Source organism: Idiomarina xiamenensis 10-D-4, assembly GCF_000299895.1.
Lineage (GTDB): Bacteria > Pseudomonadota > Gammaproteobacteria > Enterobacterales > Alteromonadaceae > Idiomarina > Idiomarina xiamenensis.
On the sequence record NZ_AMRG01000002.1, the window covers coordinates 1 to 20,613 of the forward strand.

Sequence of the window (20,613 nt, forward strand, 5' to 3'; positions counted from 1 at the left end):
GTGTTGGCTGTTGTTTCTTGGCAGCCGCCGAGCTCTTACCGTGCAGTTCAACCTCAGCGAAGCCAGTGAGTTGGCGTCGTTCAATAGGCTGGCCAATCAGCTTTTCGATGGCTTTTAAGGTTTTAAATTCCTCGTCCATAACCAACGAAATAGCGTGCCCGGTTTGTCCAGCTCGACCAGTGCGGCCAATACGATGCACGTAATCTTCGGCCACTTGCGGTAAATCGTAATTGATCACGTAGGGGAGTTTTTCGATATCTAAACCGCGCGCGGCGATATCGGTCGCCACTAACACTTGCACTTGACCCGATTTAAAATCAGCCAAGGCCTTAGTACGTGCGCCTTGGCTTTTATTGCCGTGAATCGCAGCGGCTAAAAAGCCATCGCTATGTAATTGTTTAACTAGTCGATTAGCACCGTGCTTAGTACGCGAAAAAACAATAACTTGCGGTAAGTTCAGTTCGCGTAAAATTTGCATCAACATACGCGGTTTTTGGCTTTTCTCGGCAGCGTATAAGATTTGTTCGATACGCTCGGCGGTACTATTGGCTGGTGCGACCGATATTTCTGCCGGATCGTTAACCAAGCCTTTCGCCAGTGCGCGAATATCGTTAGAGAAGGTTGCCGAAAACATCAGTGTTTGACGTTGGTTTGGTAGTAATTTGATGATCTTTTTGATGTCGTGAATAAAGCCCATATCCAGCATACGATCGGCTTCATCAAGCACCAGTACCTCTAACTTGGGAAAGCGGATAGCATTTTGCTGGTACAGATCGAGTAAACGTCCTGGTGTCGCAACCAAAATGTCGACGCCTTTGCGCAGTTTCATCATCTGTGGGTTGATCTTTACTCCACCGAACACGACGGCGTAATTGAGCGCTAAATTAGCACCGTAGGTGGCCACACTCTCGCCAACTTGCGCGGCAAGCTCTCGCGTTGGCGTTAATATCAACACTCGCGCTGTATTTGCTTGTGCGCGTGGGCCGTCTTTTAGCATTTCCAGTATCGGTAAGGTGAAACCGGCCGTTTTGCCTGTCCCGGTTTGCGCCGCTGCCATGACGTCTTTACCCGCCAAAACGGCCGGAATGGCTTGTGCTTGTATGGGCGTTGGCTCGGTATAGCCTTGGCGTGCTAGCGCGTCGAGAATGTTTGGGCAAAGTCCGAGTTCAGAAAATGTCATGTATAAAATTACAACTTAATGAGTGATAAGAGCGGCCATTCTACGTCAGAGCAGCGCGGTCTGCATGTTAATTTCACGCTATCTGCGATGCGCGAGGTAAAAGCTTGTTCCGCTTTCTACCAAGCGCAGCTCAATGCGTCATTGTTATTCGCACTAAAACCCATGCCATGTTTACGGCCATCGCTAGCACGGTAGGTGAATTGGTTATTGCTCAAGGTATAGCCGTGATTACTGCCCGTGTGCTGTAGCTGCAAGACATTATCGCGTTGCCAGACCAATTGCATGCAAACCGTTTTGGGTAACTCACTGGCTGAGGCGGTAAGCAAGCGTTGCCAGTGCTGGTCGACGTTCTCTAATAGCCAAACTTCGTAACCTGACCATTGTTGGTCACCGCGCTGACAGCGGTACAAATGCGCCTCAATAGGCTGCTGCGCGTGAGTCAGTAGCTGCAGCGGTTGACAGTTCGCTTGTGGTGGTGGCGCGGGCGCGTAAGTGGTGTATTGATAAATAACCACGGCGAGAAATAACAGCGTGACGGTGATGATCGCGGCCAGTAAGGTTTTTAGCAGTGCCCACATTACCACTTCACCGCCGTGGGGATAGCCGGCGCCGATAAGCGCGTGCCAGCGTAGTTGGCAACTCGACCAAAACGCGCATGGCCTTGCTGCCAGTCGCTATGTGCTTGGCGAATACGTGCACCATCATAAGCGACAAAGTTCCAAAACATATGCAACGGTTTTGCTAAGGGTTCGCCGCCGAGCAACATGACTTGGCTGTCGGTACCCAGCGCGATAGTTAGCTGCTTGCGCTGTCCGCCGACATATAACAGTTGATGTTTGTGCAAGCTTTGCGAACTATCCTCATCGTCAACCCGCAGTTGCCCATCACAGACATACAGCCCGTATTCAAACTCCGGTTTTAGCTGTAGTGTTAAGGTGCTTGGTCGCGGACTGTATAGTGCCAAAGCGGTACATGGCGCACCGGCCTTTGCTGGTGACTGCCATTGTTCATAGCTGCCTAAAATCAAACGTGCGCTGACACCGGGCAATTTAACTAATGGTAATTCGCGGTGATGCTCAAAAGCTGGCGGCATATCCTCTTTATGTTCGGGTAACGCGAGCCATAATTGCATACCGTGCAACGGCTTTTCAGCCGCTTCGTCGACCTGTTCAGCATGACTAATGCCGTGGCCTGAGGTCATTAGATTGAGCTCGCCGGGAAGTAATGGTTGTTCGTTGCCTAAACTGTCCTTATGCAGTAATTGACCAGAAAACAACCAAGTGATGGTTTGTAAACCAATATGCGGATGGGGGGCAACGTCAAATTGATCGTAATCTGCCAGCGCTACCGGTCCCATTTGATCGATAAAGCACCAAGGACCGATATTGCGTAATTGTCGTTGCGGGATTGCACGGTAGACATTTATTGCTGCGGTGAGTGGTCTAACGGCGGCATCCAAGGTTTGCCAATGGCGCTGTAACGGGTGACGCTCACAGGTGGCTTGTTGGTCATCTTGTGTATGTCTGGTCATGCACTGGCTGCCCCAAAAGTGTTATGTGCTGCTCAGTATGGCTTGCCTGAGAGCAGTAAACAAGCCTGTTAGAAAGGCTTTTACTGCGCGCTAAAAATCGTTAAGGTGAGGCATGTTTGTAACGAGTATTTAACTCGCGAAGGAGATGCGAATGGTTATTGCGTTACTGGTCATTGTGGTCGGCTTAGCTGCCACTATCAGTGGTATTTATGAAGCACAGCAGTTTGTTATCGGCGTCGGCGTGGTGATGATGTTGGTTGGCTATATTAGCTTCCGCTGGCTTTGGCGTAAGCGCGGCGGCGGCCAGAAATCGGGTAATGATAAACAACCACCGAGTAACCCCCATCAACCGTAAGGAGTTTAACTGATGCATTCCGACCGTAATTCGGTATGGCGCACTGTTATACCGTTATTATTATTAGTTGCGGGGTTAGTGACTGCCGCGCTCAACTCCGCCTACGAGATGAAAATCATTGGTGCGGCGGCTGCAGCCATTGCTGCGGTTTGGCTGGCGGCCAGCCGAATTGGAAAAAAGGATGAGCAGAGGCAGCGCGCTAACACAAGCCAGAAACCTTTGCAATGGTACCAATCGCCACTAGTTTGGATTCCGATTATTGCTATCATCGGTTATCTGCTGAGTTTGTTGTTGCGTCATTAACGCTGACGGCTGACCCGATTTGAGAGCAGAATGAGAGCATGAAAATAACAATAACCATGGCCAAGGCGTTAACATGAATCTTAATAAACGTATTGTAATTTTGGCAGGTGCGGTCGGGCTGATGTTTTATACCGCCTCGCAGGAACAGTTGATCAGCGTCATCGCCGATTATCATTTAAGTTGGTATCGATTGGGCGTGCCTGTGGCTTGGGGCATTATTTTAGGTGGTTTAGCAGCCTTTTTTAAATTGTCATTTTTGCAACGTTGGCTAGCGCCTTTGACACTGATTGCCAGCGGTTTGTTGACGATGGGGTTGATCGGCGCGGCAGCTAGCTACGTTAAACATGAACTAGCCGTTCTCACGTTACCGGCATTGCAATTGGCGACCATCGGTTTAGGCCTGTATTTGGTCGGTTATGCCTATGCACGCATGCTTGCTGGCCGTGATGACGATGCAGAGCAATAACTGCATCGATTAGTCGTTATACAGGAGTTGTTATCAGGCTTATGAGCCATTTACGTTTAAATTGTGACTTGGGTGAGAGTTTCGGAGCTTGGCAAAAGGGTGATGATGCGGCGGTTATGCCGTTTATTGATCAAGCCAATATTGCTTGTGGTTTTCATGCCTCTGATCCGGTCACGATGATGCAAACCGTGGCGTTAGCGAAGCAATATCAAGTCAGTATTGGGGCTCACCCGAGTTATCCTGACTTGGTGGGTTTTGGACGCCGTTCAATGGCTTGCAGCACTGCTGAGATTCGCGCTTTAGTCACCTATCAAATAGGCGCGTTGGCGGCGGTTTGCCGCGTTCATGACAGCGCGGTAAGTTACGTAAAACCGCATGGCGCGCTGTACAACGATATGATTGCCGATAGCGAGGTGTTCCAGGCGGTCTGCGCGGCAGTTGCCGCCTACGATGCCGATTTGCCACTCATGGTGATGGCTACCGAAGCTAACGACAAATGGCGAGCATTAGCCAAGCCATACGGTTTAACGCTATGGTTTGAAGGTTTTGCCGATCGTGCTTATGACGATAATGGGCGGTTACGTGCTAGACGCCAAGCGGGTGCTGTTTATCAACACCGTGCTGATATTCTGACACAAGCTGAACGTTTTGCGCAGCGACAACCCATTGTTAGTTATCAGGGACGCGAGCTGAGCATTGAAATTGATAGCCTTTGTGTACACGGCGATAACGCTGAATCGCTCGCTACGGTAAAAGCCATTCGTCAACGTTTACAACAACTCACAACATCATGAACATTCAATGTCAACGAGCCGCCATCAATGCTTGGTTGTTGGTGCTCGATAATCGTATTGCGGTAGATGTCAGCGAACGCGTACATGCCGTTAACCAAGCTGTTCGCGAGCTCGGCACGTTTATCATGGAAACCTCGCCAGCCTACGCCAGCATTTTAGTTTATTTTGATATTCGTCGGGTTAATGCCGAGGCGGTGCGCGATGAATTAATGGACTGCGCCACTCGCGTATTGGGCGCTTCTTTGCAAAACAAAGCGTTGCAAAACAGTGACGAGGTCAAGCCCGCACGTCAGCACGAAGTACCCGTTTGCTATGGCTACGGTGAACATGATTTAGCTGCTGTTGCTGAACACTGTGGGCTCAGCGTTGCCGAGGTGATTGAATATCACCAGCAGACCACTTACCGAGTTTACGCGTTAGGTTTTGCACCAGGTTTCGCTTATTTGGGCGAACTTGACGAGCGCATCCGTATCCCGCGTTTAGCAACGCCACGCGCTAAAGTGCCAGCGGGTAGTGTCGCTATTGCTGAAGCTCAGACTGCCATTTATCCCATCGCCTCGCCGGGTGGGTGGCGTATTCTAGGGCGCACACCAATGCCATTGTTTGATCCGGCAGCACAGCCGATGTGTCCCTTGCAGCCGGGTGATGAAGTACGTTTTGTCGCCATTGATGAACAACGTTTCGAACAATGGTTGCTGGAGGTTAACCCATGACAACCAGGCGTTTACGCATAGACCATATAGGTTTACAGGCCAGCCTGCAGGATTTTGGCCGCTTCGGTTATTTAGCTCAGGGCGTTACTCGGGGGGGGCCGTTAGATGAATCGGCCTTCTTATGGGGAAATCGATTATTAGCCAATCCCCCCCGTGCGGCGCAGTTAGAAATTCTGATGGGGCAATTTCGTGCGACTTTTCTGGCCGATACCGCTATTGCGGTTTGTGGTGCCGAGGTCAGCGTTGAAGTCGACGGTCGCACTTGTCCTTTATGGCAGAGCATCGCGGTTAAAGCCGGTCAGCAACTCAGCATCGGCATGGCGAGTGCTGGTTTACGGGTCTATTTGGCGATTGCCGGTGGTTTTCAAGCGACTGCTCAGTTAGGCAGTGTCAGTACCGTGTCGCGTGAGCACTTGGGTGGTTTACAGCAAAATGGTGAGAGCCTGCAAGCGGGTGATGAAATTGATTTTGCCGCGGCGCCGCAAGCCACTGTGGGACGTCGTATTGGTTGGGCTTATCGTCCGCAATACCAGCAAACGCCGACTATTGGTTTGTTGCCGGGCTACCAATATGAACAGTTTAGCGATAGCGCGCGAGCGCTGTTAGTGGCGCATGAGTACCAGTTACAGCAAGACAGTAACCGTATGGGCATTCGGCTACAGGGCCCAGCAATAGCGATCGATCAGCAACAACACGGCTTGTTATCAGAAGGGTTAGCCATTGGCGCGCTGCAGGTGCCGCCGGATGGGCAGCCGATTGTGATGATGCACGATCGGCAAACACTGGGTGGTTATCCAAAATTGGGCTTTGTTAATCCGCTCGATTTATCGTTGTTGGCACAAAGAAGGCCGGGGCAGACAATTCGCTTTCATTGGCAGCAGTTATCAACGGTGACGCAGCAAGTCAGACGTTTTTATCGCTTTTTTGGCATCACTGCACCTTATTAAGGATAACCGCAGCAATGCTTGTCAGCACGCGGATAACCTGCGATCATAGCGATTATTCCTATTGACGTATCAGAAGAGAAGAGACGTACATGGCTGAACAGCAAGCCCATCCTAATGATTCGGTAAGCGCTGACGCGAATAATGGTAACGCAGTGCGTAGTAACTTTATTCGCCAAATCATCGATAAAGATCTCGCCAGCGGTAAGCATAGCAGCGTACATACGCGCTTTCCGCCAGAACCTAATGGCTTTTTGCACATAGGTCATGCGAAATCGATTGTGTTGAATTTCGGTATTGCTGAAGATTACCAAGGTCAATGCAATTTGCGTTTTGATGACACTAACCCGTTGAAAGAAAAAGAAGATTATATTCAATCGATTCAACAGGATGTTAATTGGCTGGGCTATCAATGGCAGGGTAAGCCTTGTTATTCATCAAATTATTTTGATGCGCTTCATGGTTTTGCCATCGAACTGATTGAAAAAGGTTTGGCCTACGTGGACTTTTCGAGCCAGGAAGCTATGCGCGAGATGCGTGGCAACTTGACCGAGCCGGGTACCAACAGCCCTTATCGCGACGTTGATATCGACACCAATTTAGCCGAATTTGCGAAAATGACCGCCGGTGAATATGCCGAAGGGCATTGCTGTTTGCGTGCCAAAATCGACATGAGTTCGCCCTTTATGTGCCTGCGCGATCCGGTGATTTATCGCATCCGTTTTGCTCATCACCATCAAACCGGTGATAAATGGTGCGTGTATCCGATGTACGACTTTACTCACTGTATTTCTGATGCGTTAGAAGGGATTACGCATTCATTATGTACGTTAGAGTTCCAAGATAATCGCCGTTTGTACGATTGGGTATTAGACAACATCAGTATTAATTGTCATCCACAGCAAATCGAGTTCTCGCGCCTGAACTTGCAGTTTACGGTCATGAGTAAGCGGAAGCTCAATCTCCTAGTCGAAGAAGGCAAGGTCAGCGGTTGGGATGATCCACGCATGCCAACCATTGCTGGGTTGCGTCGTCGTGGTTACACGCCAGCCTCGGTACGTGAATTTTGTCACCGTATCGGTGTGACTAAAATGGATAACCAAGTCGAAATGGGCATGCTAGAGGCGTGCATTCGAGATGACTTGAACGACAATGCGCCGCGCGCGATGGCGGTGATTGATCCGGTTAAATTAGTGATTGAGAACTACCCAGAAGGTCAGGAAGAAGTGGTGATTGCGCCGAACCATCCTAACTCTCCAGAAATGGGTAGTCGTGAATTACCGTTTACCCGTGAACTCTATATCGAGCGTGAAGATTTCCGCGAAGAAGCGAATAAGAAGTTTAAGCGCTTAGTGCTGGGTAAAGAAGTCCGTTTACGCAATGCCTATGTCATCAAAGCCGAGCGCGTTGAAAAAGACGAACAGGGCAATATTACTACCATTTACTGCCACTACGACGCCGACACACTGGGTAAAGACCCGGCAGATGGTCGAAAAGTGAAAGGCGTGATCCATTGGGTTTCGGCAACACGGGGTGTAGCGGCAGAATTTCGTTTATATGATCGCCTGTTCCAAGTACCCAATCCAGGCGCTGAAGACGACTTTTTTGCCACACTTAACCCGGACTCTTTACAAGTTAAACAGGGTTATGTCGAGCCAGGCTTAGCGCAGGCGTTGCCAGAGAAAGCCTATCAGTTTGAGCGTATCGGCTACTTCTGCGCCGACATCGATAGTCCTGCTAGCGATAAACCGATTTTTAATCGCACCGTCGGTTTACGCGATAGTTGGGCGAAAATAGAGCAACAGGGTCAAGACTGATCTGACCCTGTCGATAGGCTTTTAGCAACCGCGTCTGCCGATAACCGGAAGGTGATATCGGGACGCGGTTTTTCATCTTTAGCCGCCGGTAACGGCAAGATAAACTCAAGCCCGTGCTGATAAACGCCATCAGCTAGGCTAATCGTCAATGCGTGGTTATCTTTTGAATAATTGAAACCACGATAAAGGTCGCGTTCAGCGTCAGTTAATACTTGATAGTGGATCCTGAAGCCCGGCGTATCAAAGCCTTCTCCTTGCACATAAAAACGTAAGCTGCTGGCCATATAATCAGACCAACGATCACCATAAAATACACGGCTAGCTAAGAATTGCTGGATGAAGTGATCGAATTGCTCAGACACACCAGCAGCCTTTTTCAGTGCAGCGATGGCCGCTGGCAATTGCTCGGGATGTTGCTCTGCTAATCGAGAGAAATGTTGCTCATCAATAAACAGTAACGTGATCCCTTGCTGTTGATAGACAACTTGACTATTACCGACATTATCCGGCATCGGCCGATTTTGATTCGTGTTATTCACGGCACACCCCGACAGTAGCAGACTAAAACATAGTGTGATGGTGGTAATGATTCGCTTCATCCTTGTCAGCCTTTAGCATCAGTGAAAGTACCATAGGGTAACAATAAAGGAGTTGGGAAGCATAGCTGCGTTGTTGAAAGGGATTAATCGCTACTCGATGATAAACCGATCTAGCAATTTGGCACCGTAAAGGCGGGCAGGGGTGTAATAACCACCTTTTAAGTCGTCGTGTTGCAGGGTGTAAACGGCGAGTTCGACGGCGCCTTCGGCGGTGACACTGTAGCCATTTTTGACTTTTACGCGGAGGCTTTGGGTGTGGCCCTTAGCGTTGCCTATTTCTCCCCAAACATAGGTGGGGTTGTTGTCTCGTTCATTGGCCGACGGGCCCGCATCTTGTTTGTCGACACGTTTTAGTAATTGCTTTTTAACCGCGTCAAAACGGAATAACCAACGTACCCAGTTCAACCACTTTAAGCGCCTGACCAATTTCGGGCTGGCTGGCACGAATACGCTAATATTGGGAATTTCGGTGGTGTAATAAGCGGTGGCAACATCGCCCCAAGGGATGGTCATGGCCATCTTTAGGCCGTTACCAAAGTCGATAGTGTCGACTTGGTACGCCAAAGGCACATCTTTAATGACACCATTTTCGCGTATGGCGCCACCTTTGCTTAGGCGTTGTAGACTGGTGCGACTGGTACCACGGCTCATACGCGACTTAGAGTCAAAGCCCAAGCGTAGCCAAGTGGCACCGGGCAATTGTGCATTTAAACGGGCGGCGACACAATCGGTTGGAATAACGTCAAAGCCGACTCCCGGACATATCACGATACCGGCTTCTAATGCGCGCGCATGTTGTTGATGAGCATATTCGAATACTTCAATTTCGCCAGTGATATCTAAATAATGCGTGTGGCTGGCGAGGCATGCCTCAATGAGGCTGGCGGCGGTCTCACTAAACGGACCGGCGCAATTAACCACTAAATCGACGTCGTTGAGCTGGCTGGCAACTTGATGACTATCGTTAAGGTCGAACGGGCGAGCTTGCAAGGATACCTGATTAGCAAACTCATTGAGTTTTTGAGCGTCACGACCGGCTAATAGGGGGGTATAACCACGACGCTTGGCTTGATGCGTAATCAATTGCCCACTGTAACCATAAGCGCCGTATATCAGCCAGCGTAATGCCACCTTTATTCGTCCTCGTCCTGGCGGTTCTTACAGTTGCTTGTTTGGCACTGTCCGTACAGGTAAAGGCTATGGTTGGTCAGTTTGATATTATTGGATTTGGCAACCGCCACTTGTCGATCTTCGATGACGTCATCTTCAAACTCAAAAACATGACCACAATCTAGACAAACCAAATGGTCATGATGATCTTTTGCGCTGAGTTCAAACACCGAGCGGCCGCCCTCAAAGTGGTGACGGGTGACAATACCGGCGTCATCAAATTGGTTCAACACGCGATAAACGGTGGCTAAGCCGATTTCCTCGTTTTTATCGAGCAAAATACGGTACACGTCTTCGGCGCTGATATGCTGGTTGGCAGGGTTTTTCAGTATCTCCAGGATCTTCATCCGTGGTGAAGTAACCTTAAGTCCAGCTTTTTTCAATTGTTCGTCATTAGTCGGCATAGTGCTTCACTGTTTAATACATCTGGATAACCCATTATAGACAGATAAATCAGCGGATGAAATGGCAAATCGAAAAAGCCCGATAAAGCCGATAAAACCGAGGCCAGACTGGTCAGGCTTAATGGCTTTTGGCATACTAAACGACGCAGTCTTATCTCATCCGACCAGTTGGAGTTGCTATGTTTTGGATTTTCAAGCATCCGCGCTTGTTGAAGACCATTTTAAATAGTTGGCCGCCATTTTTTTGGTGTGGTATCCGTATTCGCCATTTAAACGCCGACTATCAGCATAGCCGGGTAGAATTAAAATGGCGCCCGTGGACTAAGAATATTAACCGCAGCCAATACGGCGGTAGTCTATATTCCATGGCCGACCCGATGTTTGCACTCATGCTGTATGGTATTTTGGGTGGGGAACGCTACCAAATTTGGGATAAGTCATCGCATATCGACTATATTAAGCCGGGCATTGGTCGTTTAAGCGCTGACTTTAAGATTAGCGATGCGCAAATTGCAGAGATCAAACATCACACCGAACAGGGCGAAAAATATTTTCCCGAATTTGAAGTTGAGGTGAAAGACCGTCGCGGCGAAGTGGTTTGTCGACTACGACGTACGTTGTATGTACGTAAACGTAAACATCATCGTTAAATAATTAGACGCAGTGCGTGACTGCTGTGCGCTTATAAAAAAGCCGGGCTAATACAAAGTGCCCGGCTGATATCATTAGTTAAGCAGTGCGGTTAGCGGTTAGTCGGCTAACTCAGCTAAACACATTTCTTCATACACTTGCGCGCACCATTTTTGTACACGTTCTTTGGTCAGTTCTGGTTGACGGTCTTCGTCGATACCTAAACCTACAAAGTGGTTTTCGTCGACTAAACCCTTCGATGCTTCAAAATGATAACTATCGGTCGGCCAATGACCGACGATAATGGCACCGCGAGCTTCAACGATGTCGCGTACCATACCCATCGCATCGAGGAAGTATTCGGCGTAATCCTCTTGGTCACCACAACCAAAAATAGCGACTAACTTATCGGTGAAATCGATTTCTTCCAGTTCCGGGAAGAAGTCATCCCAGTCACACTGAGCTTCACCGTAGTACCAAGTTGGAATACCGAACAGCAGCAAATCGAACTGTGCGATATCCTCTTTACTTGATTTGGCGATGTCTTTGACGTCGACCAGTTTTTTACCCAGTTGTTTCTGGATCATTTGAGCGACGGCTTCGGTGTTACCCGTATCACTACCAAAGAAAATTCCAACGCTTGCCATATGTCAGTTTTTACCCGGTTTGTTTGATGAACTGCTCGAACAGGTTGCCTTAGGCAATGCGGTTCGAAGCATCGACTCGATCAGTTCGCTACGACTGACGCCTTGCTGCTCTGCGTGCAGGTTGAGTGCGTCATAGAGCGCCTGATCCACTTTTAACTCTATACGGCGTAAGCCGTTAATACGGTCACGTCGTAATTGACGACGTTTATTGACCTTTAATTGTTCTTCGCGTGACAATGGATTGGTGCGTGGACGGCCACGCTTCGCTTGTCCCACGAACAGGTCGATAGTGACCTTATCGTTATTTTCTTTCGCCATAGTGTCAGTGGGGCTTATCCAGCCAGTTGGCTTTCCCAAATGACTTGAATGATACCCTTGGCGATAAAGCCAAAACAACCTAGAAACAGAACAATCCAGACCATTACTCGACCAAACTTAGGCACATCGGCGCGTTTTAACACGTCTTGGATGGCTAAACCTATCAACAAAAATAGGATGCCTAGTGCGATATCAGTTCCAATCGCCTCAATTTGCTCGTAATACTCTGACAGCATGAAATGTCCTCGACTGCACTAGGGTGCGAGCATATCACAAATGAAAACCATTCGCGATAGCGAAACCCCCGAAGATGTTATGACTCGATAAATTGCCGAATTAAACGATTAACGATGCGTGGCTTTTCGGCGTGTAACCAATGGCCAGCGCCTTCCACCACTTTCACTTGTGCGTCGCTATATCTTGCGGTCACCGCATCTTGGTGAGCGCTAGTTAAGTAATCGGATTGACCACCTTTAATTAGCAGCACCGGTTTATCGAAGTGACCCTCGCTAACGGCGCCGATGATATTATCATAATTCTGTTGTAAAGCGGGCAAATTCAAGCGCCAATGGTAGCCTTGCTTGTCGCGGCGCAAGTTTTTTAGCAAAAACTGCCTGACGCCGCGCTCCGGAATAGCGGCTTGCATTTGTTTTTCTGCCGCTTGGCGGCTATCGACTTGAGCCAAATCAATGCCAGTTAAACAATCTAGAATATGGTTGTGGCGTGCCTCGTAGGCAACCGGTGCAACATCGGCAAATACGGCTTTTAAGATGCGTTGTGGCTGTTGCATAGTCATTTCCATGGCAATCTTACCGCCCATCGAATGACCGATGACGATAACTTGCTCAAGGTTAAGATGCTGCAACACCTTGAACGCGTCGGCAGCCATGCTCGGATAATCCATTTCTGCGCTGTGAAAGCTATCACCATGATTACGTGTATCGATCAAAATACGTGGGTAATCTTGCAGTTCGCGGCTGATACCCTTGAGGTTATCCAAGTCACCAAAAAGGCCGTGAATCAGCATGATTGGAGGTTTTTTTGTTTGGTTGAATTCACCCTCTAGCTGATAATTCAGCCGTGGTGATGAATCGGTTGGTGCTGCGCTCATAAGAACTCACCTGCAGGATTAAGCAACGGATTGATAGGGCAATATTGTCGTCGCTTTTGCCAACCTCCGCAAGCCGCTAACTTTGAGCATGGAGCATTGGCGCTGAATCGGTATAATAGGCGCGATAAAAAAGTAACCACGGAAGACGCCATGAAACGCATTGAACTAGATGACGACTTATATGCCTATATTGCCTCGCATACGCAACAAATTGGCGAAAGTGCGTCGGATATTTTGCGCCGTCTGCTAGCGTTCGATTCGGCTGCCGCAGTTGAACATGCCGATAGCTCAACATCACTGCCAACGACAGCGTCGGTATTTGATCGGCTAAACCAACCTGACGTGGCCGCACAACGCAGTGCAGTCGGTCGTTTTTTATATATTTTGAGTCTGTTATATCGGAGTCACCGACAAGACTTTGCCAAGGTTTTACAGATCCGTGGCCGTGATCGGGTGTACTTTGCGACCAGTGAAGAGGCATTATTAGCCTCGGGTAACAGCACCAATCCCAAACAAATTCCAGATTCCGATTATTGGGTGGTGACGAACAACAACACCACTAAAAAGAAATCGATGCTAACCTTAGTAGCCACAGAGCTAGGTTATAGCCCAGCCGAGGCCGAAAAGATAAGGGACTTTTTATAAATGGCGACTCATCCTCGCGCCGGCCAAGCCGCGCAAGCTAGTGACTTAATTAATGTTGCGCAGTTGGTCAGCGCTTATTATGTAGCAGAACCGGACAGCCGTGATGCGCAGCAACAGGTCAAGTTTGGTACTTCTGGGCATCGTGGCTCGGCTTTTAAACGGGCCTTCAACGAAGCCCATATTCTCGCCATTTGTCAGGCCATTTGTGCCTACCGTGAGGAGCAGGGCATCAACGGTCCGCTGTTGTTAGGCAAAGACACCCATGCGTTATCTGAAGCTGCTTACGCGACAGCGCTGGAGGTGTTCATTGGTAATGGCGTCGAAGTGCACATTCAAAATAACGATGGTTATACACCAACCCCCGTTATTAGCCACGCGATTTTGCGTTATAACCAAGGTCGACAAGACGGCTTATGTGATGGTGTAGTGATCACACCTTCGCACAACCCGCCCGCTGATGGCGGCTTTAAATACAACCCACCACACGGTGGTCCGGCTGATAGCGATGCCACCAAAGTCATCGAAAAGTATGCCAACGCGTTATTGTCATCAGAGCTGGCTGGCGTCAATGCCGTTAGCTATGACGAAGCGCTAAATAGCCCGTTGTGTGTGCGCGTGGATTGGCAGCAGCAATATATTGCGGCACTTGAACAGGTCGTCGACATGGCGGCAATTAAGCAAGCCGGTGTGCGCATTGGCGTTGACGCCATGGGTGGCGCAGGCGCCCAATATTGGGCTGCAATCGCCGAGCATTACGGCTTGAACATCGATGTTCGCCATGCCCAAGTAGATCCGGCTTTTGCCTTTATGACCTTGGATAAAGACGGCGCCATTCGTATGGACTGTTCTTCGCCGTATGCCATGGCTGGCTTATTGGCATTAAAAGACCAGTTTGATATTGCTGTTGGCAACGACCCAGACTACGACCGGCATGGTATTGTCACGCCATCGGCTGGATTGATGAATCCGAATCATTATTTAGCGGTGGCTATTGATTACTTATGTCAGCAGCGCGACTGGCCAGCTACTTTAGCGATAGGTAAAACGTTGGTGTCGAGTGCGTTAATCGATAAAGTGGTGGCGGCTAATCAACGTCAGCTATTTGAGGTGCCGGTTGGCTTTAAGTGGTTCGCGCCGGGCTTACATGACCAACAACTGGCGTTTGCTGGCGAGGAAAGCGCTGGAGCAACCTTTGCTGACCGCCAAGGTCAAGTTTGGACAACCGATAAAGACGGTATCATCATGGCGTTGCTAGCGGCCGAAATTGTGGCTGTAACAGGGCAAGATCCAAGCCAGTATTACCAACAACTTTGTCAGCGTTTTGGTACTTCTTATTATCAACGCATTGATAAACCATCGAGCACCGAACGTAATCAAGCGTTTGCCAAAATTCGCGATTATAAAGTCAGTAAAAAGTTGGCTCAGGTGACACTGGCGGGCGATGCGATCACGCAAGTCATGACTCGCGCTAGCGCTAATGATGCGCCTATTGGTGGCTTAAAAGTGGTGACTGATAACGGCTGGTTTGCGGCACGTCCATCAGGCACCGAACCGGTTTATAAAATCTATTGCGAGAGCTTTGTCAGTGACGCGCACTTGCAACAGTTGGCAGAGGATGCCGCGACCATTGTCGATAGCTTGACTGCCAGCGCTGACGCTGACTAGTTCAGCCGCATCATAACCATGCTAGCGGCGCGTTGCTGGCCGCTAGCATGGCATTATTTACGTCTAAGTACGGCATTGCCGGTAACGACTTCTTCATCCTCTTCTTCTTCAGGCACGCTTTCGGCCATGGTCGTTAATAGCTCATCCGAGGTTTGTGATGGCGCTAGCACAGCAAAGTTGGTATGCAGCTGGTCTTCGGCTTTGCTGCGTTTACTAATACGGTAAATCGCGTACAGGGCAACAATAGCCGTTAACACCATCAGCAAATAAAAGAAGTGATTAGCTTGGCCAAATTGCATCAGTCCAGCGACTGCCGGCGCACCAATAATTGAACCCGCACCGCCAATTTTAATGATAGCTCCGGTCGCACCTACCATTTGATCTTTTTCTAGATAATCATTGGTGTGCGCCATACCCAAGGAGTACAGCGGCAGAATAAATGCACCCAACACGATAACGGCTGGATAAATCAGATGTACCTGTGTGGCACCTAATTGCGATAAAACATAGGCAAGCACAGAGCCGCCACTGGCACAGATAACGATCATCAAACGGCGGTCGACACGATCAGACAACAGACCAATAGGTGCTTGTGCCAGCATGCCGCCAAAAATAAACGCCGCCATAAAATAAGTCACTTGGGTAACACTCAGGCCTATAGATGAGGCATAAACCGGCCCCACACCATAAAACATGGCATAGCAGGCCTGCATAATGAAGGCGTTAACGACACCCAACGGAACCGTATTCAATAATAACTTAATCGGCACTTTGCGCGGTTTGTGGGTGGTCGGTTCGACCGTCACACTGATTAATATGGGGATTAGCGCAAAGTTAATGAGCAACGCGGCAATAGCGAATGCAGTAAAGCCGGTTGGATCGGCGATGCCGAGCACTAATTGTCCGCCCACTAAAGCGCCATAAATTAACACTAAATACACCGAGAGCAGGGTGCCGCGGCTGCGATTATCGGCCATGGTATTGAGCCAGCTTTCTACGATCAGGAACAATCCGGAAATGGCAAAACCGGTTAAAAACCGCATGACAAACCAGACCACCGGGTTAATCCAAATCGATTGCACTAAAATGGAAAATGCGGCAAGTGCTGCTAACCCACCAAATGAACGAATATAACCGACTCGACGGATATCTTTTGGTGCTCGTGTTGTCCCAAATAGATAACCGATAAAGTAAGCCGACATAATGATACCGGTGACGAGGGTACCAAAGTTTTCGATAGTCGCACGTAAACTTAACAGGGTACTGGTCATGCCCACGCAAATACCAATTAGCGTGATGCTGCTTAGCAATGAACTGACGCCTCGCAGTTGTTGTTTTAGCATGAATGGTGCTCCTGCATCGGGGAATGTTGAGGTCTAAAAAAACAGTTTTCGCACATCGCGTTTTGCTTCGCTGTACTGTAACACTGGGATGCGGTGGCGACCAGTGACAATCTGATCAAGTTATCCACAGCTTGTTACTTGCCGCGCGCTGGCGGGCTGTTTATCATCCACTTATCTGCCAAAAAGGAAGGGCTTCACATGTTGCCATTGATGCGCGCTTTGACGCTTGCTCTATTGACCAGTGTGCTCAGTTGGTCAACGCTAGCCGCGACGGTTAGCGATATTTATGAAGGCCGTGTCGGTGTTAGTTCGCAGACACCGGACGAACGTCAACAAGCGCTACAAGATGCATTTAAACAAAGTTTGGTCAAAGTCGCTGGCGATCCGGCTATTGTTGAACACGCCAAGGTGCGTCAAGCGTTGCGTAATTTAAATGATTACCTGGTGCAATACGCTTATCAGCAGCAACAAGGTCAATTGCAGCTACAGGCGAGCTTTGAGCAACAACGCGTCAATCAATTGTTGACCGATATAGGTGCCAATATATGGGGCTCACGGCGGCCGACGCTGATGTTATGGATCGCTCAACAAGACAATGACGGCCATCGCCACATTTTGAGTAACGCGGACGAAACGGTATTCATGCAACAGATCGTTAATCGCGCGCGTGAACGAGGTTTACCCATTGCCTTACCGCTTATGGATCTCAGCGACAGCATGGCGGTTAATGTTAGCGATGTATGGGGGCGCTTTAACCAACCGCTACGTGATGCTGCGGCGCGTTATCAGGCCGATGGCATTGTGGTAGCGCGGGTGATGCCGGCCAACCAGTCCAATCTAAGCGCTGATAGCGACGGTTCAACCGCGGCTAATTGGGTGGTTGATTGGACCGTAAGTGTCGGTGAGCAACGGTTACACGGACAAACCTTGGGTGCAGATTTGAGCCTGACTGCTGCGCCATTTATTGATGATGTGACTAATCAAGTGGCGGCTGCTTATAGCGTCTCAACGCAACCCGGTGACGCTAGCGAAATGACCCTACGTGTCGTTAATTTAGACAGTATGGCGGCAATCTTAGAGCTTGAGCAGTATTTAAACAGCTTAACCTCGGTAGCACATGTTAATTTGCAACAGTTCGGTAACGGACGTGCACAATTTAGCCTGCAGTTGCTGGGCAATCCTGAACGTGTGGCGCAAGCTTTAGAATTGGATAATCGCTTACGTAAGGTGAAGCGCGATCCGTTTAGTTTCGACCAAACCAGCGAACTGCTGTATTACTGGATCCGGCGATGAATGTTTCGCAACAGTTGCCATTAGCGGTACAGCTACCCGACGATGAGATTTTTGCGACCTTTGTGGGCGAGCATAATCAATCGTTGGTGGCTTTGTTGCGACGTTTTGCCGAGCCTGCGGCAGTGCCGATGGCACCCAGTGAGCGGTTAGCTTTTTTATGGGGTAGTAGTGGTAGCGGCAAGAGTCATTTATTGCACAGTCTGTGCGCTGCGCAGACCTCGCAGTCGGTGATGTACTTATCTCTGCGCGAGGACGATATACTGCAGCAACCAGCATTGTTAGAGGGATTGGACAGTTACGCGCTGGTTTGTTTGGACGATATCGACCATGCGTGTGCGCGTGAAGATTGGTGTTTTGCTTTGTTTGCACTCATCAATCGGGTATTGGATAACGGCGTCAGTCGTTTGATCATGACGGCGGGCCAGTCTAGTGCCAACTTAACGGTGGCGTTAGCCGATTTGCAGTCGCGCTTGCAGTGGGGCATACAATGTCACGTGCAACCGCTTGACGATGAACAAAAAGCGGCGGCGTTACAACGCCGAGCGGTGCAGCGAGGTTTACAGCTTAACGCTGATGTCGCGTCATTTATGGTGCAGCGTTTAGGCCGTAATATGAAGCAGTTAATGGCGCACTTGGCTGAACTCGACAGGGCTTCTATGGCGGCTCAGAGGCGCTTAACCATTCCTTTTGTTAAGCGCGTGCTAGCAATTTGATGCGATAGCGTTAATTCTCGTTATGACGTGCTTTTTCGTCCGCTAACTCTTGTTTCAGTTTAGGAATTTTCAACCCTTGTTGACGACCAGCGTAGCGCGCATAGCCGGTGGCTCCAATAAACGCTAATGTCGTTAATAGCAGTTCTATTGCCGCATAACCGCGTTCTAGCGGATGGGTGTATAACGTGGTCAAACTATGCAGGAAGTACCACATCAAAATAAAGTTGGCCCAGGCGTGGGTGTATGGCTTGCCGCGAATGATCCCCGCTAATGGTAGCAATAATGGCACTATCCATAACAATACCGCTAACCATAACGGTAGGTTGTTATCGTTGGCTGGTGCTAGTGCACTGTGCCAAAGGATGACGAACAGTAATAAGGCTAAATAAGACGTTAAACATAAACGTCGGTAAAAACTGACAGACTGCCACATGAAAAATGCTCTCTGTAAATAACGCCGCCGCCAAGCGCCGTCTTTCTTGGTTAAAACTTATGAGTCGCTAAGCGACGATGAAGTTGCTGCGCTCAGCTTAAGCCGCTGCGCGATGCTAGCAACGCGGTAGCCCAGCTGTTTAGCACAGCGGTATTCATGCTCACTCAATGATACTTTACCGCCACTGGCACCATCATCGTGCGCCACATGACTGGCGCCATAGGGCGAGCCGCCGTCACGAGTTTGCTGTAATGCGGGCTCGGAGTAGGGTATGCCGGTTAACAGCATGCCATGATGTAGCAGTGGTAACGCCAACGTTAACAGGGTCGATTCTTGCCCGCCATGTTGTGAGCCAGTCGAGGTGAACACGGCGCCGGGCTTGTCTTCTAAGCTACCTTTTAGCCAATCGCGGCTGGTACTCTCCCAAAAGCGCTGGAGGCTGCTAGCCATATGACCAAAGCGTGTGGGACTACCGACAATTAAACCATCACAATGCTGCAAATCAAGGTCGTTAACGACGATGTCACGTTCGCTGGCGGCGTCGTCGGTGTTGCCCGAAACGGTGCGTAATAGGGCTTCTGCGCCGGCACTCTCAACACCGGTGGCGATGGCATCGGCGAGCGCTTGAGTCGCGCCGTTACGACTGTAATAAAGGATCAGTATTTGGGTCATTAAAGGATATCCAGTACCGCCTCTGGCGGACGTCCAATAGCGGCCTTATCACCGTTGACGACAATTGGACGTTCGATCAGCTTGGGATTATTGACCATCGCTGTTAGTAACACCTCAGCATCGTCTTCGTCTGCTAAGCCTAAGCTTTGGTATATCTCTTCTTTTTTCCGCATCAAGGCTTTGGGTTGATAGCCGAGCTTATCTAGAATGCTCTGTAACTCCGGCGCTGAAGGCGGTGTTTTAAGGTACTCAACAATAGTAAGTGGTACACCTTGTTGCTCCAGTAGCGACAGCGTTTGTCGGCTCTTGGAGCAGCGAGGGTTGTGATAAATCGTCACTTGGCTCATGATTTGTCATCCTAGACTTATTGCTAATTTGCTTAAGCTTAACGCAGAAGGACGTAGACATGAATAGAAGGCATCATATTGTGCTATTAGCTGCTGCTTTTCTGGCCGCTTGCCAACCGTCAGCCGACTTCACGACATCGGAAAATGAGGCGCTGCAATGGCAGCAATTACAGGGTCGTTATGTGGTGGTTAATTATTTTGCCGAGTGGTGCGCGCCTTGTTTAAAGGAATTACCCGAGTTGAATCGTTTTTACTTACAGCATCAGGATCAAGTGAGTTTATTCGGCGTTAGTTACGACAACCTTGATAATGCGGCATTAGCGGAATTGATTGCCAAATACCAAATAGCATTCCCATTAATTCGTATGCAGCCAGCGCCGCAGCTGCCTTTTGCTAAGCCCGAAGCGTTGCCGGCGACTTATATCATCACCCCGCAGGGCGAAATAAAAGGGCCGTTAATGGGCGAACAAAGCGTCGAGAGCTTACGCCAAGCGACCCAGCTAACCCCCTAACTAGACGA

The 20,613-nt window shown here is 49.3% G+C and carries 27 protein-coding genes; 13 read left to right on the forward strand and 14 right to left on the reverse strand.

Annotated elements, in window-relative coordinates; translation table 11 throughout:
• The 3 genes from A10D4_RS01260 to A10D4_RS01270 all read right to left on the reverse strand — a co-directional run.
• A partial coding sequence (locus A10D4_RS01260; RefSeq protein WP_008487221.1) for a DEAD/DEAH box helicase occupies window positions 1-1,180 on the reverse strand: 1,180 nt, incomplete at its 3' end.
• Between the two features lie 116 nt (window positions 1,181-1,296).
• Window positions 1,297-1,758, reverse strand: a complete 462-nt coding sequence (locus tag A10D4_RS01265) for a hypothetical protein (protein WP_008487222.1) — start codon at window positions 1,756-1,758, stop codon at window positions 1,297-1,299.
• Entirely contained in the window at window positions 1,758-2,711 is a 954-nt protein-coding gene (locus tag A10D4_RS01270) for a pirin family protein (protein WP_008487223.1), read from the reverse strand. The genes A10D4_RS01265 and A10D4_RS01270 overlap by 1 nt, the downstream gene beginning before the upstream one ends.
• A gap of 151 nt (window positions 2,712-2,862) precedes the next feature.
• Here A10D4_RS01270 and A10D4_RS01275 point away from each other — a divergent pair, with 151 nt between their 5' ends.
• The 7 genes from A10D4_RS01275 to glnS all read left to right on the forward strand — a co-directional run bounded on the left by A10D4_RS01275 (window position 2,863) and on the right by glnS (window position 8,103).
• A complete protein-coding gene (locus A10D4_RS01275; RefSeq protein WP_008487224.1) occupies window positions 2,863-3,066 on the forward strand; it encodes a hypothetical protein in 204 nt (67 codons plus the stop codon).
• Between the two features lie 12 nt (window positions 3,067-3,078).
• Window positions 3,079-3,369, forward strand: a complete 291-nt coding sequence (locus A10D4_RS01280; protein ID WP_008487225.1) for a hypothetical protein — start codon at window positions 3,079-3,081, stop codon at window positions 3,367-3,369.
• A gap of 73 nt (window positions 3,370-3,442) precedes the next feature.
• Window positions 3,443-3,835, forward strand: a complete 393-nt coding sequence (locus tag A10D4_RS01285; protein WP_008487226.1) for a hypothetical protein — start codon at window positions 3,443-3,445, stop codon at window positions 3,833-3,835.
• Window positions 3,836-3,876: 41 nt separating this feature from the next.
• Window positions 3,877-4,629, forward strand: a complete 753-nt coding sequence (locus A10D4_RS01290; protein WP_008487227.1) for a 5-oxoprolinase subunit PxpA — start codon at window positions 3,877-3,879, stop codon at window positions 4,627-4,629.
• Window positions 4,626-5,342, forward strand: a complete 717-nt coding sequence (pxpB, locus tag A10D4_RS01295) for a 5-oxoprolinase subunit PxpB (RefSeq protein WP_008487229.1) — start codon at window positions 4,626-4,628, stop codon at window positions 5,340-5,342. The genes A10D4_RS01290 and pxpB overlap by 4 nt, the downstream gene beginning before the upstream one ends.
• Window positions 5,339-6,289, forward strand: coding sequence for a 5-oxoprolinase subunit C family protein (locus A10D4_RS01300; RefSeq protein WP_008487230.1), 951 nt, complete (start codon window positions 5,339-5,341; stop codon window positions 6,287-6,289). Before pxpB ends, A10D4_RS01300 begins: the two co-directional genes overlap by 4 nt.
• An 89-nt stretch (window positions 6,290-6,378) precedes the next feature.
• On the forward strand, window positions 6,379-8,103 hold the full coding sequence (gene glnS, locus A10D4_RS01305) for a glutamine--tRNA ligase (protein ID WP_008487231.1): 1,725 nt from the start codon (window positions 6,379-6,381) through the stop codon (window positions 8,101-8,103).
• Here glnS and A10D4_RS01310 read toward each other — a convergent pair.
• From A10D4_RS01310 to fur, 3 genes are all read right to left on the reverse strand, one after another.
• Window positions 8,094-8,702 (reverse strand): hypothetical protein, encoded by a 609-nt coding sequence (locus tag A10D4_RS01310; protein WP_008487232.1) that lies wholly within the window; start codon window positions 8,700-8,702, stop codon window positions 8,094-8,096. The two genes, glnS and A10D4_RS01310, sit on opposite strands and share 10 nt — an antisense overlap.
• Before the next feature lie 90 nt (window positions 8,703-8,792).
• On the reverse strand, window positions 8,793-9,833 hold the full coding sequence (locus A10D4_RS01315; RefSeq protein ID WP_008487233.1) for a saccharopine dehydrogenase family protein: 1,041 nt from the start codon (window positions 9,831-9,833) through the stop codon (window positions 8,793-8,795).
• A 2-nt stretch (window positions 9,834-9,835) separates the two neighbouring features.
• Entirely contained in the window at window positions 9,836-10,276 is a 441-nt protein-coding gene (gene fur / locus A10D4_RS01320; protein WP_040502231.1) for a ferric iron uptake transcriptional regulator, read from the reverse strand.
• Window positions 10,277-10,455: 179 nt separating this feature from the next.
• Between fur and A10D4_RS01325 the strand changes: the two genes are divergently transcribed.
• The gene (locus A10D4_RS01325) at window positions 10,456-10,926 is read left to right on the forward strand and encodes a DUF4442 domain-containing protein (RefSeq protein ID WP_008487236.1); all 471 of its coding nucleotides are present in this window, start codon (window positions 10,456-10,458) and stop codon (window positions 10,924-10,926) included.
• Between the two features lie 99 nt (window positions 10,927-11,025).
• Here the strand turns inward: A10D4_RS01325 and fldA are convergent, their stop codons facing one another.
• The 4 genes from fldA to A10D4_RS01345 form a co-directional block, all read right to left on the reverse strand.
• Window positions 11,026-11,553, reverse strand: coding sequence for a flavodoxin FldA (fldA, locus tag A10D4_RS01330; RefSeq protein WP_008487238.1), 528 nt, complete (start codon window positions 11,551-11,553; stop codon window positions 11,026-11,028).
• A 3-nt stretch (window positions 11,554-11,556) separates the two neighbouring features.
• Window positions 11,557-11,871: a LexA regulated protein gene (gene ybfE, locus A10D4_RS01335; RefSeq protein ID WP_008487239.1), complete on the reverse strand. Its 315-nt coding sequence runs from the start codon at window positions 11,869-11,871 to the stop codon at window positions 11,557-11,559.
• A 14-nt stretch (window positions 11,872-11,885) separates the two neighbouring features.
• Window positions 11,886-12,107 (reverse strand): DUF2788 domain-containing protein, encoded by a 222-nt coding sequence (locus tag A10D4_RS01340; RefSeq protein WP_008487240.1) that lies wholly within the window; start codon window positions 12,105-12,107, stop codon window positions 11,886-11,888.
• Between the two features lie 77 nt (window positions 12,108-12,184).
• Window positions 12,185-12,982: an alpha/beta fold hydrolase gene (locus tag A10D4_RS01345; RefSeq protein WP_008487241.1), complete on the reverse strand. Its 798-nt coding sequence runs from the start codon at window positions 12,980-12,982 to the stop codon at window positions 12,185-12,187.
• Between the two features lie 150 nt (window positions 12,983-13,132).
• Here A10D4_RS01345 and A10D4_RS01350 point away from each other — a divergent pair, with 150 nt between their 5' ends.
• The gene (locus A10D4_RS01350) at window positions 13,133-13,627 is read left to right on the forward strand and encodes an N-carbamoyl-L-amino acid amidohydrolase (RefSeq protein ID WP_040502233.1); all 495 of its coding nucleotides are present in this window, start codon (window positions 13,133-13,135) and stop codon (window positions 13,625-13,627) included.
• Entirely contained in the window at window positions 13,628-15,292 is a 1,665-nt protein-coding gene (gene pgm / locus A10D4_RS01355; protein WP_008487243.1) for a phosphoglucomutase (alpha-D-glucose-1,6-bisphosphate-dependent), read from the forward strand.
• 53 nt (window positions 15,293-15,345) lie between these two features.
• Here pgm and A10D4_RS01360 read toward each other — a convergent pair whose 3' ends face one another.
• Entirely contained in the window at window positions 15,346-16,635 is a 1,290-nt protein-coding gene (locus A10D4_RS01360; RefSeq protein WP_008487244.1) for an MFS transporter, read from the reverse strand.
• 198 nt (window positions 16,636-16,833) lie between these two features.
• Between A10D4_RS01360 and A10D4_RS01365 the strand changes: the two genes are divergently transcribed.
• Together A10D4_RS01365 and hda are read left to right on the forward strand one after the other, a co-directional pair.
• Window positions 16,834-17,928, forward strand: a complete 1,095-nt coding sequence (locus tag A10D4_RS01365) for a DUF2066 domain-containing protein (protein WP_008487245.1) — start codon at window positions 16,834-16,836, stop codon at window positions 17,926-17,928.
• Window positions 17,925-18,641 carry a DnaA regulatory inactivator Hda gene (gene hda / locus A10D4_RS01370; RefSeq protein WP_008487247.1) on the forward strand — a complete coding sequence of 239 codons (717 nt, stop codon included), beginning with the start codon at window positions 17,925-17,927 and terminating at the stop codon, window positions 18,639-18,641. Before A10D4_RS01365 ends, hda begins: the two co-directional genes overlap by 4 nt.
• A 10-nt stretch (window positions 18,642-18,651) precedes the next feature.
• On the opposite strand, the gene A10D4_RS01375 is transcribed toward hda, so the two are convergent.
• Genes A10D4_RS01375 through arsC form a run of 3 tightly spaced genes read right to left on the reverse strand, consistent with a single transcriptional unit; the run spans window position 18,652 to window position 20,093 of the window.
• Window positions 18,652-19,074, reverse strand: a complete 423-nt coding sequence (locus tag A10D4_RS01375; protein ID WP_008487248.1) for a DUF2069 domain-containing protein — start codon at window positions 19,072-19,074, stop codon at window positions 18,652-18,654.
• Window positions 19,075-19,131: 57 nt separating this feature from the next.
• Window positions 19,132-19,746, reverse strand: a complete 615-nt coding sequence (gene wrbA, locus A10D4_RS01380) for an NAD(P)H:quinone oxidoreductase (RefSeq protein WP_008487249.1) — start codon at window positions 19,744-19,746, stop codon at window positions 19,132-19,134.
• Window positions 19,746-20,093 (reverse strand): arsenate reductase (glutaredoxin), encoded by a 348-nt coding sequence (gene arsC / locus A10D4_RS01385; RefSeq protein WP_008487250.1) that lies wholly within the window; start codon window positions 20,091-20,093, stop codon window positions 19,746-19,748. Before arsC ends, wrbA begins: the two co-directional genes overlap by 1 nt.
• A gap of 59 nt (window positions 20,094-20,152) precedes the next feature.
• Between arsC and A10D4_RS01390 the strand changes: the two genes are divergently transcribed.
• Window positions 20,153-20,605 (forward strand): TlpA family protein disulfide reductase, encoded by a 453-nt coding sequence (locus A10D4_RS01390; RefSeq protein WP_156812063.1) that lies wholly within the window; start codon window positions 20,153-20,155, stop codon window positions 20,603-20,605.
• Window positions 20,606-20,613 lie beyond the last annotated feature (8 nt).